A 16129-nucleotide genomic window follows, 5' to 3' on the forward strand; every position below is an offset into this window, starting at 1 on the left:
CCCCCGAACCACAACTGCGGCCCGATCGGCTCGCCGGCCTCGACCTTCCCCGGCTCCGCGAGCCGCACCCCGTCGTGGGCCGACAACACGAGGTACCCCTCCTTGGTCACCCTCCCCCTGAGGTTCTCGGCGAGCGTCTTCCGCTGCTCGAACGTCAGCCCCCGGCCCCCGTCGTACATCGCCAGCCGCCACCGCCCGAACGCGAACAGCAGCACCTGCCCGTAGAAGCCGCTACCGGCCTGACGTGGCCAGAGGGTCACGTTGGGGGCGTAGTTCCTGATCGGCTGCCCGCCACGGGTGATCTCGATCTCGCCGCCGTAGGGGGCGACGAACTGCCGTAACGCCGACCCGACCCGCCCCGCCCAGTACGGCCGCAGCCCCATCCCGGCGAGCCCGAGTTCGGCCGGATAGCGCACCTCCGCCCGCGCCCCGTGCGGGAACACCACCGAAATGACCTCGTCGTCACCCTTGCGCGTGGCCGGCGCCTTGAGCATGTTGGGCGCGCTGTCGAGCCTGGTCAGCGACCCGAGAGGGGCAGGCGCCGGAGCGGGGGTCTCAGGACTCGGGGACCGGCTGGCGAGCAGGCCGACAACCGGGATCAGCAGCAGCGCCAGAACCACCGCCACGCCGACCCACCGGTGACGGCCGCGCTCGCCCACCTCGATCACGTCGAACCGGTCAGCCACGACGTTCCTAGCCGAGTAGTGCCGGCTTGCAGCCCTTACGTTTCAGTTCAATTGAGTGGGGACCGCCAGCGCAAGCCCTCGAACCTGGCGAAATCCTTGTCGCAGGTCACAAATTCACAACCGTGCTCGATGGCGAGTGCGGCGAGATAGGCGTCGGGGATGAGCTTGCCCGTCGCGCCCGCCGTTCGGCTGAGCCGGGCGAAGATTTCCCAGTGCCGGCCCTCCGCCGCGACCACCGCCGCGTGCGGCTGGTTGCGATAGGTCTCGGCGAAGGTCAGCGCCCGATCGAGCGAGTCAGGGTTCCGGTAGATACGCCGGTTGGTCACCAGCCGGACGAAACCGTTCACGACGAAATCGCTCACGGCGTAGCTGGAGTCACCGTTGACCATGTCATCTATCACGGCATGGCAGTGCTTGTGATCAGCCGACTCCTTCCTGAAGGCGTTGACGAGAATGTTGATGTCAGCGAGCAACACCACGAGCCTCCTGTTCTCCGGCAGCGCGGATCTGCTGCTCGTCGTCGAGGTCGTAGAGGATGTGCTCCAGCTTCTCGCCCGCGTCGAGGCGTTCTTGGGCCCAGGACTGGAACCCGGGCACGGCTGTCGAGGTGACAAGCTCCACGCGGGGCCGCTCGGCCACCTCGGTGGAGCGGTTGATGAGTTGCCGCAAGGCGTCCTCCATCACTGAGTTGAGACTGCGTCCGTTTCTGGCCGCGTACGCCTTCGCCTCGTTGAGGAGCGTCTCGTCGATGCGCACAGTAGTCCTCCGCATGACTCCAGCGTCCGGCCCTGACATAAAAATGTCAACACCAGATAGTAGTCACGCGATCACAGAATTTGCCCTCACTTTACGTCACCAGGAGGCCACATTGAGCTTCCCATCACTGGACAACGCCACCTCCACCCCCACCAGCTCCCGCTCCTCGGCCTCCGTCAGCAGCCCGGCGTCCGTCACCACCGCGTAGGCCCGCCCTCCGGGCACGTCCACGACGAGAAAGCCCTTCTCGGCCGACCCCTCCCGCCCGTGCGCCACCGTGTACCCGGCCACCGTCCCGGCACCTTCGCAGGCCGCCACGATCGGCACCTCCTGGGCCACGTGCACCGGGGCCGCGTCCCCGAGCCATCCGCCCGGCTCGCTCGACCACACCGCGTAGGTGTGCTTGGTCAGGTGCATGCCGACCCCGGTCACCAGACCGTGCCCCGACTGCGCCCGCAGCAGCCCGGCCATCGTCGCGGTCGAGTGCAGCACGTAGTCGCTGGCCGGCCCGCCCGCGTACGGCAGCCCGCCGGTGACGGTCAGCCCGCGCGGGTCGAGCGGGTCGAGCCCGATCGCGTCGCACGCCTGCCGGAGCGCGATCGCGAAGCAACTGTAGAGGTCCAGGGCGTTCATGTCGGCGAGGGTCAGCCCGGCCCGGCCGAAGGCGGCCTTCGCGGCGGCGGCGACGGCGGGCGAGGAGCCGAGCGCGGGCCGGGCCGCGACCTCCCAGGTGTCCTCCGCGTACGCCCATCCGCGCAGGTAGATCCGCTGGTCCCGAGGCACCCCCAGCCGATCGGCCAGCCCTGATGAGGCCAGGACGACGGCCGCCGCCTGGTCCACCTCCAGCACCGCCACCGTGTCCCTGGTGTACGGCCAGCCGACGAAGCGGTCGCCGAGCTCGTCGGGTGCGCGGACGGTGCGGCGCCAGGCGTACGGGTTCGCGGCGGCCACCTCGGTCATCGGCGCCATGATCCGGGCCCGCTCGCGCATCTCCTCCTCGATCGTGAGCCCGGCCGCCGCCCGCCGCGCGGTCTCCATGATCGGATAGGTGTGCACCGGCAGGAACAGCCCGTGCGCGAGCGCGGCCGGGTGCGGGGGCCGCTCCCATCCGTACGGGGGCTTGGGGTCGGCGGCGTGACTCCACGGGACGTGCTCGCCCGCCTTCCGGTACGCCCGGCGCGTGGCCAGCGCCTCGGCGCCCGTGACGAGGGCGGAGTCGATCTCACCTGCCGCGATCGCTCCCGCCGCGGCCCCGATGAGCTGCTGCGGGACCGTACCGCCGACCTTGGAGTAGGCCCGGTGCCGCGGCGTCGCGCCGAGGCGTTCGGCGAGGCGGCCGACCGGCGAGTCGTACTGCCAGGAGTCGGTCCAGACGATCTGGACGGAGTCGAGCCGCTCCACGGGCAGCCGCGCGTCGGCGGCGGCCTCGCGCGCCACCGACTCCCACAGATCGAGCGGTTCGGGACCGGGCTGCGCACGAATGGTGCGCTGCGCGATGCCGATGAGGCAGGGGGTGCGAGGGTCCATGCGCCAAGTCAACCAGAACATCGCTCGGTTGATAAGGAGTGGCGTCTGATAATTGACGTTACCGCTGTGGCCAGAGAAATTAAATCACGGCCTCCACCTGCGGAGATGCCAATTTCGAATACATGCGGTTTTGCTCTCTCTATAACGGAACGGAACCGGCTCATGCTTTTTCTGGTCGATTCCTGGCCGCCGGATCGAACCCTTCATTAACGTTCCGAGCGTTTTCCTGGCCCACCGGGGCGCAGTCCCCCGCTCTGGGCCGCCGAAAGCCGAGAGGAGCTCCATGAATTCCCGAGCAAGGCGCATCGCGATCCCCCTCGCCGGCCTCCTGGCCATCGGGCTGGCGGCGGGAACGGTCAGCGTCGCCACGGCCGACGCCAAGGTCACGCCGGCCGCGACCGCACCCTCAGACGTCTTCTCCAAGGACTCGGCGACCCCCGCCGAGCAGGCGATCCAGTTCTGGACGCCCGACCGCGTCAAGCTGGCCACCGACTACGACGACGGCCTCGACCTGTCCACCAAGGGCGTCAAGAGCTCGAAGGGCGGCAACGACGCCCCCGACGGGCCCGCCGGGTCCGTCCCGCCGATCGGCGCGGAGAAGAAGTCGTCCAAGAAGAGCAAGCAGGTCAACCTGCCGAACACGGTCGGCCGTGTCTTCTTCACGCTGCCGAAGGCCGACCCGCGTGACCCGAGGAACTGGCGCTACTGCTCGGCCAGTTCCGTGCAGGGCAAGTACCGCAACCTCGTGGCGACCTCCGCCCACTGCGTCTACGACACGAAGAAGAACACCTTCTACGACAACTGGATCTTCATCCCGTCGTACTGGGACGGTGACAGGGTCTGGAACGGCAAGGCCCCGTACGGCATCTACGCGGCCAAGACGTTCAACGCCCACGACGACTTCGTGGTGAAGGAGGACTACGACTTCGACTACGCGTTCGTCAACGTCTTCAACGGCATCAAGGTCAACTGGGAGAAGGTCAACGGCCGCTGGCAGCAGACGGTGAAGAACGTCGGCCGGCTCGGCGACAACGTCGGCGGCCAGGGCTTCGCCTGGAACCGGAGCACGAAGCTGAACGTGTTCTCGTTCGGTTACCCCGCCGGTGAGCACCCCGACGGCGACAAGCCGTTCACCGGCCGCACGATGAAGTACTGCTACGGCAAGACCAAGGCGATGCCCGAGGCCAGGAAGTACAACCTCCAGGAGCACGTCGGCTTCACGTGCTCCTTCACCGCCGGCGCGAGCGGCGGCCCGTTCCTCTACAACTACAAGAGCGCGTCGCGCACCGGCTACCTGGTCGGCGTCAACAGCGTCGCGTGGGACACCGACGGCAACGACCGCTACGACCACATCTCGTCGCCGTACTTCAACACCGACACCTACAACGTCTACAAGGCCGCCGCCAACCGCTGGACCGGCAACTGGCGGTGATCATCAGGCACCCGGGCCCCGGTTCCCCAGGGAGCCGGGGCCATCCCCTGAGCGGAATGCGCGCCGCCGCCCTGGGTGGCGTGCGCCACTGCTCCCGCGTCGAATACGACCGCGAATGGGCGTGAATTCGGTACGCGCCGATGCTCCGAGAACCAGCCCCTGACCTGCGGCGACAACGCGAACTAATGATCATTTACCGGTATCGGGAGCGTTCCGCTGACGGCATCCTTATAGTTCACGATGCACGCTTGATCAGGTAACGAATCTCTATCCAAGCTGCAATACCGTCTGTACATCTGGAAAAATCCACCCTTACGACCCCAAAGAAAGGCATTTCATGATCCCCCGCGTCAGGCGCGTCGCCGCCGCTGCCCTCGGCAGCGCGCTGCTGATGCTGCCTGCCCTCACGGGGATCGCCGAAGCGACATCGGCCGCCGCGCCGCCCAGCAAGGTGTACGCCGTCCCGCTGGCCAGGACCCTCACGGACGTCAAGCGCGTCGCCGACTACTGGAAGCCCGACCGCCTGCAGAAGACCGACCTGTCCACCCCCGCCACGCCCGGCACCGGCTCCGGCTCCTCGACGAGCTCGTCAGGCGCCGCCGCGGGCCCCGCCGCACCCGTGGCCGCGATCAAGAAGGCGACCGCCGCGGCGAGCGTCGAGCCCGCGCTGCCGCACAAGGGCACCGCCGCCAAGACGATGGGCAAGGTCTTCTTCCGGTTCGGGGACAAGGAGTACTGGTGCTCCGCCAGCGCGATCGCGGCCAGGAACCGCAGCGTGGTGGCCACGGCCGGGCACTGCGCGTTCGACTCGCGCACGGCCAAGCCCGCCGACTACTGGATCTTCGTCCCCAACCCCGTCCCCAACGGCGGCGCGCCCGACGGCATCTACGTGGGCGCCTCGATCAGCCTGCACGAGGACTGGTCGGGCAAGGGTGACTACGACTTCGACTACGCGTTCGTCACCGTGCACCGCGGCTTCACCTGGGTCGCCAAGGACGGCGCGTACGTCATGCAGGACATCGGCCGGCTCCAGGACAACGTGGGCGGGCTCGGGCTCGAACTGAACAAGAAGCCCGGCACCTACGCCGTGACCGCGTTCGGCTACCCGGCGGGCCAGCAGCCCGACGGGTCGCACCCGTACGACGGCAAGAAGCTGTTCCAGTGCATCGCCGGCGCCACCCGCTACACCGTCGCCCCCGGCCGCGACCTGCAGAAGGGCGTGGAGCTGCAGCCGTGCGACTTCAGCCCGGGGGCCAGCGGCGGCCCGTGGGCGATCGGCTGGGACGACACCCGCAGGCTCGGCAGCCTGGCCGGGGTCAACAGCCTGACCTGGAACCGGGACGCCAAGGGCCGCTACGACTCGGTCTCGTCCCCGTACTTCGACACCGGTACCGGCGAGGTCTACCGGCGCGCCGCGTCGCTCAGCACGCTCTCAAATGTGACCTAAGTCATAGCAACCAAGCGATCACTTCAGGTGATCAGCGGCTTCTTCATCTCGGTAAGGTCACGACACGCCTCGAAACGGCGACAAGATCTACCAAGATTTAACACGATCAACGTATAAACCTGTAGGTTCCGGGCTGTCCGTTTGCTGAGTTCTGGGGGTGCATGAGGCGCCTCATGTCAGCGCAACCTGGAGTTACCTTGAAGCGAATCCTTCTTCCCGCCGGTACCGCCCTCCTGGCAACCGGCCTGCTCGCCGCCGGTCTGTCCGGGACGGCGCAGGCCGACGGCGACGTCGCCCACGACCCGATGGCCCGCAACACCTCCGCCGCCGCGTCCGTCGCCTCCTTCTGGCTGGCCTCGAACGGCGCCGCGCTCCGGTCCGCGACCCAGTACACGTGGGACTCGAAAGAAGTTCGGAAGGTCGTCTCCAAGGGCGGCTACAGCCCTGACGGCAGCCCCGGCACTACCGCGCCGACCGGTGCGTCGAAGCCCATCGGCAGCGCCCAGAACGTCAACCTCCCGAAGACCGTCGGCAAGGTGTTCTTCGTCGACGGCAGCGGCAAGTTCCGCTGGTGTTCGGGCACCTCCATCCAGTCGAACTACCGCAACCTGGTCTCCACCGCCGGCCACTGCGTGTACGACACCGACAGCAACTCGGCCACCCTGGACAAGTGGGTCTTCGTGCCCGGCTACTACCAGGGCCGCGCCCCCTGGGGCATCTACGTGGGCAAGCAGGCCTTCACCCACTACGACTTCGACGTCTACGAGGACTACGACCGCGACTACGCGTTCGTCACCGTCTACAACGGCATCCTGGCCAACGGCGTCAAGCAGGTGGACCGCAAGGACTTCGAGCGCTTCACCGGGCCGAAGCGCTCGTGGGGCGGTCGCTACTACATCCTGCTGTCCAAGGACGCCGGCCGCCTCGGCGACGTCGTCGGCGGCCAGGGCTTCGCCTGGAACCAGGCGTCCGGCAAGACCGTGCGCACCTTCGGTTACCCGGCGGCCGGGCACCCCGACGGCAACAAGCCGTACAGCGGCGTGACGCCGAAGCACTGCTACGGCAAGACCACGCCCAAGGCGGTCGGAGCCCCCTGGCTCAAGATCGAGGAGCACATCGGCCTCAAGTGCGCCGTGACCCCGGGCTACGACGGCGGCCCGTGGCTGCTGAACTACAACAACGGCAAGCGCCTCGGCTACGTGAACGGTGTCACCAGCACCTTCGCCGACCAGGACGCCAACGACCGGATCGACCACATCACCTCGCCGTACTTCGACGGTGAGACCGCCGCTGTGTACAACGCGGCCAAGAACGTGTGGTCCGGCAAGATCGTGGGCCCGAACGGCGAGCTGTACAAGTAACCCCCTGGCTCCATCAGGGGATTGGCGAGGGTCTCGGCACACGAGGCCCTCGCTTCGTCGTTTCCGGGGTCGCGAGCCCGTCATGGAGATCTTTCTTGGTTCAACTGACAGACAGTGTTGACCTTGTCACGATGGGCGCATGCGTCGTGATGATCTGACGGACGCCGAGTGGGAACGGGTGGCTTCCCTGCTCCCCCAGGACGGCGTCCACGCCGACCGGACGACAGACGACCGCACCGTGATCGACGGTCTGCTCCACCAGGCCCGCACCGGCGTCCGCTGGCGCCATCTCCCCGATCGATACGGCTGCTAGGTCACCCTCTACAAACGCCACCGCCGCTGGCTGGCGGACGGCACCTGGCACCGCCTCACCCTCGCCCTCCGCACCACCGACGACGACACCCGCGACGACACCGCCCGAGACGGCTCCGGCGACCGCCGCGCCGCCCCGGCTCCCCTCGACCTCATCCGCACCCACCACACCGGCTCGCCCGGCCTCCCACCGCCGCGCGCACCCGTCAAGGACTCAGCGGTGCTGGCCGGTCTCCAGGCCCTCCTGGGCGGCACCGCCCGGCCGAGAGGGCACTGAACGCCGATCCCCGCACCGCACCCCCGGCCCGCCGACCTCGTATCGGCGGGCCGTTCTCATGTCGCCGAAACCCCGCCGGGGACGGGTCTCCGGCCGCTCCCGACCCGAACCTGAAGATCACCTGTGAGAAACCGGCCAACTTAGACGGGGCAGGTTCCGATCTGGTTCCTGTGATCTGAGTCACGTTTTGCCGACTACCGTATGTGGCAAGGGTCTAACGGCACTTTCGTCCCAGCAGTAACAACCCCTCCATACCCTGCGAAAACGAGATGCGGCGATCACAGGGCGCGAAGATCTCTGACAGATAACGGAAAGGTCACGGCGGTTGGGGTTCCCGCCGGATCCGCCAAAGCGGGTTCCACCTGCGGAGATCACCACGCTATGTTCCTTGCTATCCCTTTACTGACGCATGGGACGCAGTTGCGACCCACGACAGAGCAAGGAGCAGTTCCCTTGAAGCGCATCCTCATCCCCGCCGGTGGCGCCATCCTGGCCACCGGCATGCTGGCCGCCGGTCTCGCCGGTACGGCTTCGGCCGACACCGACATCGCCAAGGACAACATGGCGACCAGCGCGGCCAACGCCAAGGCCATCGCTCAGTTCTGGGCGGAGAACAACGGTGCCGCCCTCAAGGCCGCTACCGAGTCGAACGTCTGGGACAAGGCTGACGTCGCCAAGCTGCAGAGCAAGGGCGGCTCGACCTCGGACACCAAGCCGGGTTCGACCGCTCCGATCGGCGAAGAGAAGAAGACGACCGCCAAGGTCCAGAACGTCAACATGCCGAAGACCATCGGCAAGGTCTTCTTCGTCAACGCCAAGGGCGAGAAGAAGTGGTGCTCCGGCACCTCCATCCAGTCGAAGTACCGCAACCTGGTCTCCACGGCCGGCCACTGCGTGTACGACACTGGCGCCAACGCGGACGTCATGTCCAAGTGGGTCTTCGTCCCCGGTTACTACCAGGGTCGTGCCCCCTGGGGCGTCTACGTGGGTAAGCAGGCCTTCACCCACTACGACTTCGACGTCTACGAGGACTACGACCGCGACTACGCGTTCGTGACCGTGTACAACGGCGTCAACGTTTCCGGCAAGACCGCCAAGGTCACGCCGAGCGAGTACAGGTCGCACATCGCCAAGGGCGGCCTGGGCTACGTCAAGGAAACGAAGATCACGAAGGACGAGTTCGACGCCGGCTTCGAGAAGTACGGCGAGTCGGGCCCCTTCAAGTCGGCGGCTGCTGACCCCACCGTCGAGTCCGTCGCCAAGCCGGCCGACGTGACCGGCTCCAACGTGGCCGACTACAAGCTGGGCAAGGGCCCCACCGCGGGTGTCCAGCTCACGCCGGTCGAGGTCACCGAGTCGGTCTTCAACGCCGCGGCTAAGACGGGCTACGAGAACGGCTCGCAGTACAAGAGCCTCTCCAAGGAGATCGCGATCTCCAAGGAGGAGTACGAGAAGCTCAAGGCGGACAAGGGCGACGGCAAGTTCCTGGGCAAGATCCGCGCCCAGCTCGACGCCAACAAGAACGAGATCGCTTGGTTCAAGCAGCAGTTCTTCGTCCAGAAGTGGATCAAGAGCACTGCCAACGTCAAGTACTGGGTCGAGGACTACTACGTCGTCGACATCGCCGCCAAGGACGCCGGTCGTCTCGGCGACAACGTCGGTGGCCAGGGCTTCGCGTGGAACCAGCCGACCGGCAAGGCCGTGCGCGTGTTCGGCTACCCGGCAGCTCCTCACCCCGACGGCAACAAGAACTTCACCGGCGTTACTCCGAAGTGGTGCTACGGCACGACCACGAAGAAGCTGGTGGGCTCGGCTGCCAAGAAGATCGAGGAGCACGTCGCCCTCAAGTGCGCCATGACCGAGGGTGCCGACGGTGGCCCGTGGCTGTACAAGTACAGCAACAGCAAGCGTCTCGGCTACGTGAACGGTGTCGTGAGCACCTTCAACGACCAGGACGGCAACGGCCGCGTGGACTACATCTCGTCGCCGTACTTCGACGGCGAGACCAACACCGTCTACAAGGCCGCCGCGGCTTCGTGGTCCGGCAAGATCGTCTAAGGTGACGGACAGCGACCGGTCCTAGACCGTTCGTGCTACCGCTACCAGCGAAGGGCCCGGCATCCTGCCGGGCCCTTCGGCATTCCACCGGAATGTGAAGGCGTTTGGACGCACGAGACGTCCGGACGGTGCCATCAACCCGATGTGATCTGCGTCACACAGCTCCATCGACCCGAACCAGGGGGGAGCCTCGGCCCCGCGAGCCACACTGACAACTTCCTTATGTTGATCAGGGCAAACGGTGAAGAGGCCCGCTTTCCTCGACTCCTGCGCATCAGCCGCCTAAACATCACAGAACGATCACGACCGGCTTGTCGCATCTTTTCCTCTCAAAGCGGCTACCCGACCCCAAGATCAACACTGTATGTTCCTGGCTATCCCTTTACTGACGCATGGGACGCAAGAAGCGTTCCACGACAGCGCAAGGAGTTACCTTGAAGCGCATCCTCCTCCCCGCCGGTGGCGCCATTCTGGCCACCGGTCTGCTGGCCGCTGGTCTGGCCAGCACCGCCAACGCCGACGACACGCTCGCCAAGGAAGACCTGGCCAAGACTTCGGCGCAGGCCGCCGAGGTCATCAACTTCTGGACCAAGTCTGACAACGCGGCGCTGAAGAAGGCCACGGCGTTCAACCCCGACGCCCTCGAGGTTCAGAAGATCTCCTCCGGTGGTGGCTACAGCGCGGACACCAAGCCGGGCTCCACCGCCCCCATCGGCGAGGAGAAGAAGACCACCGCCAAGGTTCAGAACGTGAACCTGCCGAAGACCATCGGCAAGGTTTTCTTCGAGTACCGTGACGGTTCGCTGTACTGGTGCTCGGGCACCTCGATCCAGTCGCAGTACCGCAACCTGGTCGCCACGGCCGGTCACTGCGTCTACGACATCGCCGCCAACGCCGAGGTCGTTTCGCGCTGGGTCTTCGTGCCGGGTTACTACCAGGGCCGCGCTCCTTGGGGCATCTACGTGGGTAAGCAGGCCTTCACCCACTACGACTTCGACGTCTACGAGGACTTCGACCGCGACTACGCGTTCGTGACCGTCTACGACGGCATCGGCGGCGTCGTGAACAAGTCCACGAAGGTCACCCCGAGCGAGTACAAGGCTCACGTTGCCAAGGGCGGCGACGGCTACGTCAAGCAGACCCCGATCACCGACAAGGAGTTCGCGGCCGGCTACGAGAAGTACGGCGAGTCCGGCCCTTACAAGTCGGCGTCCGCTGACCCCACCGTCGAGTCCGTCGCCAAGCCGAAGGACGTGACCGACGCCAACATCGCCGCCTACAAGCTGGGCAAGGGCCCCACCACGGGTGTCCAGCTCACGGCGGTCGAGGTCACCGAGTCGGTCTACGCCGCTGCGGCTAAGACGGGCTACGAGAACGGCTCGCAGTACAAGAGCCTCTCCGACGAGATCGCGATCTCCAAGGAGGAGTACGAGAAGCTCAAGGCGGACAAGGGCGACGGCAAGTTCCTCGGCAAGATCCGCGCCGAGGTCGCCAACGGTGCCGAGTCTGCTTGGTTCAAGCAGCAGTTCTACGTTCAGAAGTGGATCAGGACCACTGAGAACGTCAAGTACTGGGTCGAGGACTACTACGTCCTCGAGCACTCGGTCAAGAGCGTCGGTCGCCTTGGTGACAACGTCGGTGGTCAGGGCTTCGCCTGGAACCAGCCGACCGGCAAGTACGTCCGCACCTTCGGTTACCCCTTCGGCCCGCACCTGGACGGCAACAAGCCGTTCACCGGTGTGACGCCCAAGTGGTGCTACGGCAAGACGGCGAAGAACGTCCTGCGCATCCCGTCCAAGAAGGTCGAGGAGCAGGTCTCGCTGAAGTGCACCGTGACCGCCGGTTACGACGGTGCGCCGTTCCTGTACAAGTACAGCAACAGCAAGCGTCTCGGCTACGTCAACGGTGTCACCAGCCTCATCGCTGACACCGACAACAACAAGCGCTACGACACGATCACCTCGCCGTACTTCGACGGTGAGACCGCCGCGATCTACAAGGCCGCTTCGGCCTCGTGGTCCGGCAAGCTCATCCCGTAGTTCTTGCTGTTGGACCGAACGACGACTTGTCATCGTTCACCTGCTTCACCCGAAGGGCTCGGCTGCCAGCCGGGCCCTTCGGCCTTTCTACGAGAAATCTGAGCATTTCCCTTACAAGAGTGACTGACGGGTCGATAGGGTTTTTACACCCTTTTTGACAACTGTGGAGCCTTCCGTGAAGCGCCTGCTCATCCCCCTTGCCGCCGCCGGCCTGAGCGCCGCCGTACTCGCCGCGCCCGCCAATGCCGCCGCCCCGCACTGGGCATCCGAAGACCTGCTGCCCAAGCCCGCCGACGCGTACGGTGCCGCCGCCTTCTGGCTGGACTCCAACGGAGCCGCCCTCAGGAAGGCCACGCAGTACAACCTCGACGCCAAGGACGTGCCCAAGATCGTCAGCTCGGGCAGCAAGGGCGCCCCCGACGGCAAGCCCGGCATGACCGGCCCGACCACCAACCCCAAGCCCACCGCCAGCAAGAACGTGAACCTGCCGAAGACCATCGGCAAGGTCTTCTTCCTGGACAGGGCGGGCCACTACCGCTGGTGCTCGGCCACCTCCATCCAGTCCAGGAACCGCAACCTGGTCGCCACGGCCGGCCACTGCGTGTTCGAGAACGGCAAGGACGACGTCTACCGCAAGTGGATCTTCGTCCCCGGCTACCACCAGGGCCGGGCGCCCTGGGGCGTCTACGTGGGCGCCTACGCCTTCACCGCCTACGACCTCGACACCTATGACGACTACGACGGCGACTACGCCTTCGTCGCGGTCCACAACGGCTTCGCGCTGACGGGCTCGAAGGAGGTCGTCAAGAGCGAGTTCCACGCCTGGGGCGGGGACAAGTGGATCAAGCACGAGGAGATCAAGAAGGAGGAGTTCGACGCCGGCTTCGACAAGTACGGGCCCGCCGGGCCGTACTGGTCGAAGAACTTCGACGTCAACCCCGAGAAGGTCGCGCACAACTACCCCGGCCAGAAGATCCTCACCAAGGTCGAGGTCACCGAGGCCGACTACGCCAAGGCCCCGAAGGGCACGGCGAGCTCCGTCAACGGCGAGCAGTACGAGCAGGCCGGCCCCACGCCGATCAGCATGGAGGAGTACCGCAAGCTCGTCTCCGAGAAGGGCGACGGCAAGTACCTCGGCAAGCTCACCGCCACCAAGGACGCCAACGGCACCGAGACCGCGTGGTTCGAGACCCGCTACTACACCAAGCAGTGGGTGAAGGCCGGCACGACCGTCCGCTACTTCCGTGACCACTTCATCATCGGCCTGGCCAAGGACCTCGGCCGCCTCGGCGACGTCGTCGGCGGTCAGGGCTTCGCCTGGAACCAGCCGCTCGGCCAGCAGGTGACGGTCTTCGGCTACCCGAGCGCCCCGCACCCCGACGGCAACCGCCAGTTCACCGGCGTCACCGCCAAGTGGTGCGCCGGCAAGACCGGCACGAAGAGCGTGCAGGTCAACACCTTCAAGGTGGAGACCCACCAGATCCTCAAGTGCTCCATGACCGGCGGTTCCGACGGCGGCCCCTGGATCATGAAGTACGACAACAACAAGCGCACCGGCTACGTCAACGGCGTGACGAGCGTGTTCGCCGACAACGACGGCAACGGCCGGATCGACCACATCAGCTCGGCCATCTTCGACGGCGAGACCGCCGACGTCTACAACAAGGCGAACCTCGCCGAGACGAAGAAGATCGTCGGCCCCAACGGCGAACTGCTGAAGTGACCACGTCGGGCCCGGTCGACCCGGGCCCGACGCAGCGGATCAGACGGCGGTGAGCTCGCGCGTGCGCTCGCGCAGCGCGGCCACCGGCCGCTCATTCTTGAACGGCTCCAGCCGGCGACGCAGATCGGCCACGTACGACCGGGAGCGCACCGACTGGAGCTCGGCGGCCAGGTTCAGCGCGTCGGCCGCGGCCGAACACGCCTCCTCCAGTTCCCCGCACTGCAAGAGCCCGGCGGCCAGCAGTGACAGGTTGAACATGCGCCCCCGCACGTACCGCGAGTCCATGTCGAGCGAGCGGCGTGCCTGGCGCACGACCCGCTCCCCCTCCCCGAGATCGCGGAAGCAGTGGGCGAACTTTGCGGACAGGTAAGCCTCGTCGAAGTAGCTGAGCCACTTGGGCTCGTCGTCGGGCTTGCGGACATCGAAGGCACTCTCGGCCTCGTGCAGTGACTGGCCGCAGGACCGGGCGTCGCCCAGCCCCGCGTGCGCGTGGGCCTCCAGCACGTGCGCGGAGGCCAGCAGCGTCTTCACCTCCGCCTTGTGGGCCGCCATCTGGGACGCCCTGGCCAGGTCGAGGGCGTGGGCCGGCTGACCCATGTAGATGGCCTGGTGCGCCATGCCGGCGAGGATCTCGCCGCCCAGCGTCTGGTCGCCGGCGCCCCTGGCCAGGCGCAGGGCCTGGATCAGGTAACGCTGGGCGAGGCCGTGCTGCTCCATGTCGTAGGCCATCCAGCCGGCCAGCCGGGTCAGCTCGGCCGCCGCGGCAGCCAGTTGCCTGCCGGTGGACTCGCCGTACGAACCGTCCTTCAGCAGGGGGGAGACGGCGGTGTCGAGATACTTGACCACGGACGAGCGGACACGTCCGCTGCCGAACCGGTTGTCGAGCTCACCGAACGAGCGGGTGACCTCGTGGATGGCGGCGATGTCGGCGCGGCCCACACGCCGCGCCCCGCCGCCGTTCGTACGTCCCTCAGCGGGAGACGTCAGCCAGCGTACGGCTCCAACAGAACCTGCTCCTATCGCGAACGTCGAATCGATCAGGAACCTCCGTCGTTCTACGTCGGCCCGCCACAGCGCCGTCACAGTCGCGACCCCCTCCTGCCAGGTGTGCGTGAACTCCTGTCCGAGATCGAGGGGGGTGATGACGGCCGGCATGCCGAGGTCTTCCGACGAGACCGGCCTGCCTAGCCGTAGCGCGAAGATCTCCGTGAGCAGGCACGGCACCGGGTCGCGCGGCCGTTGACCTCCGATCCAGCGCAGGACGGAGCTGTGGTCGTACTTGAGTCCCGGTGTGCCACGTGCGGCTCCCAGATCGTTGAGGCGCCTGGCCAATCCCTTGTGGGAAAACCCCGCCTCGGCGATGAGCTGCTGTAGGAGTCGATTAGGCTCGCGTTCCATCGCTCTCCTCGTCACAGGAGTCGGCGCCCACATCATTACAGAGAGCTACAGTTATAGCACCTTGCGTAAAGGATTTATGGCAGTTCCCAAAGCTAACCTCAACTCCGTCCCAAGTCTCGGGCCGTTCCGCCCCGCTCGGCGACGACATCTCCCCGCAAAAGGCCCACGCGGCTCAGCTCGGCCGGCGGGCGGGTTCCAGGAGGGCGCTGATGGCGGCGGCGCCCGACTCGGCGAGCCAGTCGGCGAGAGTCCGCAGCCCGGGGTGGATGACGCGCAGCGCCTCGATGTCGGCGCGCCAGCGGTGACCGGCCTGCCAGCGCTTCCTGGTCTCGGCGATCTGCGGGCCGAGCCGGGCGGCCTCCTCGTCGGTGAACTGCTCGTACCGGATGGGGATGCCGGTGGCCTCGGTGATCGCGGCGGCGGCCGCGACCGGGGTCGGCTCGTCGCCGGCCAGGTCCAGGGTGCGTCCGGCGAACCGGGCGGGGTCGGCGAAGGCGAGCGCGGCGAACTCGGCGATGTCCTCCAGCGCGATGACCTGCATGGGTTCGTCCGGCGGGAAGAGGTGCCGGTGCACGCCGTTGGAGAGGCCGTCGATGCCGCGGCCGAGTCCGAGGCCGAGATAGTTCGTCATGAACCGGACCGGGCGCAGCACGGTGGGAAGCGCGACATGGTCGCGCAGGTACTCCTCGATCAGCGTCTTGCCCTCCGACCCTGACGACGCCGATCCCGACGACGTCGATGCGACGGTGCTGAACACGACCTGCTCGACCCCCGCCGCGGCCGCGGCGTCGATCAGCGCCCGGCCGCGGGCCGCCTCGAGATCCGCCCGCGGCCCGTCCGGGCCGAAGGTCACCGGCGGAACGCCGAACACGGCGGCGACGCCGTCGAGCGCGGGCGGCAGGCTCGCCGGATCGTCGAAGTCGCCGCGCACGAGCCGCGCGCCCGCGGCGGCCAGCTCGACGGCGGCCGGCGCGTTCAGGTCGCGCACCAGCGCTCTCACCTGCCGGCCGCCGGCGAGCAGCCGCCGCGCGGTGGCGCCGCCCTGCTTGCCGGTGGCGCCGGTGACGAGGATGGGAGCGCCGGTGTCCGTCGGCGGTGTGCTGGTCATGATGC

The 16129-nt window shown here is 67.0% G+C and carries 13 protein-coding genes; 7 read left to right on the top strand and 6 right to left on the bottom strand.

The annotated features are described in order from the left end of the window. From FAF44_RS17735 to FAF44_RS17750, 4 genes are all read right to left on the bottom strand, one after another. Positions 1 to 686: hypothetical protein (locus tag FAF44_RS17735; RefSeq protein WP_237104288.1), on the bottom strand; the 686-nt coding region annotated here is incomplete at its 3' end. A 47-nt stretch (positions 687 to 733) separates the two neighbouring features. Then, on the bottom strand, positions 734 to 1162 hold the full coding sequence (locus FAF44_RS17740) for a type II toxin-antitoxin system VapC family toxin (RefSeq protein ID WP_237104289.1): 429 nt from the start codon (positions 1160 to 1162) through the stop codon (positions 734 to 736). After that, positions 1149 to 1442, bottom strand: coding sequence for a hypothetical protein (locus tag FAF44_RS17745; protein ID WP_237104290.1), 294 nt, complete (start codon positions 1440 to 1442; stop codon positions 1149 to 1151). The genes FAF44_RS17740 and FAF44_RS17745 overlap by 14 nt, the downstream gene beginning before the upstream one ends. Before the next feature lie 96 nt (positions 1443 to 1538). After that, positions 1539 to 2969: an acetyl-CoA synthetase gene (locus FAF44_RS17750; RefSeq protein ID WP_237104291.1), complete on the bottom strand. Its 1431-nt coding sequence runs from the start codon at positions 2967 to 2969 to the stop codon at positions 1539 to 1541. Positions 2970 to 3252: 283 nt separating this feature from the next. Between FAF44_RS17750 and FAF44_RS17755 the strand changes: the two genes are divergently transcribed. From FAF44_RS17755 to FAF44_RS17785, 7 genes are all read left to right on the top strand, one after another. Further along, entirely contained in the window at positions 3253 to 4401 is a 1149-nt protein-coding gene (locus FAF44_RS17755) for a serine protease (RefSeq protein WP_237104292.1), read from the top strand. Between the two features lie 337 nt (positions 4402 to 4738). Next, entirely contained in the window at positions 4739 to 5848 is a 1110-nt protein-coding gene (locus tag FAF44_RS17760) for a serine protease (RefSeq protein WP_237104293.1), read from the top strand. Positions 5849 to 6045: 197 nt separating this feature from the next. Further along, positions 6046 to 7209: a serine protease gene (locus tag FAF44_RS17765; protein ID WP_237104294.1), complete on the top strand. Its 1164-nt coding sequence runs from the start codon at positions 6046 to 6048 to the stop codon at positions 7207 to 7209. 139 nt (positions 7210 to 7348) lie between these two features. After that, complete coding sequence (locus FAF44_RS17770) at positions 7349 to 7522, top strand: transposase (RefSeq protein ID WP_237104295.1); 174 nt, start codon at positions 7349 to 7351, stop codon at positions 7520 to 7522. Between the two features lie 729 nt (positions 7523 to 8251). Then, positions 8252 to 9856 carry a serine protease gene (locus tag FAF44_RS17775; RefSeq protein ID WP_237104296.1) on the top strand — a complete coding sequence of 535 codons (1605 nt, stop codon included), beginning with the start codon at positions 8252 to 8254 and terminating at the stop codon, positions 9854 to 9856. 434 nt (positions 9857 to 10290) lie between these two features. Then, entirely contained in the window at positions 10291 to 11895 is a 1605-nt protein-coding gene (locus FAF44_RS17780; RefSeq protein ID WP_237104297.1) for a serine protease, read from the top strand. Positions 11896 to 12070: 175 nt separating this feature from the next. Further along, positions 12071 to 13618, top strand: a complete 1548-nt coding sequence (locus tag FAF44_RS17785) for a hypothetical protein (RefSeq protein WP_237104298.1) — start codon at positions 12071 to 12073, stop codon at positions 13616 to 13618. A 39-nt stretch (positions 13619 to 13657) separates the two neighbouring features. Here the strand turns inward: FAF44_RS17785 and FAF44_RS17790 are convergent, their stop codons facing one another. Then, positions 13658 to 15016 carry a hypothetical protein gene (locus FAF44_RS17790; protein WP_237104299.1) on the bottom strand — a complete coding sequence of 453 codons (1359 nt, stop codon included), beginning with the start codon at positions 15014 to 15016 and terminating at the stop codon, positions 13658 to 13660. A gap of 172 nt (positions 15017 to 15188) precedes the next feature. Next, a complete protein-coding gene (locus FAF44_RS17795) occupies positions 15189 to 16124 on the bottom strand; it encodes an NmrA family NAD(P)-binding protein (RefSeq protein WP_237104300.1) in 936 nt (311 codons plus the stop codon). Positions 16125 to 16129 lie beyond the last annotated feature (5 nt).

The sequence above is a fragment of the Nonomuraea sp. MG754425 genome (genome assembly GCF_021699195.1).
GTDB lineage: Bacteria > Actinomycetota > Actinomycetes > Streptosporangiales > Streptosporangiaceae > Nonomuraea.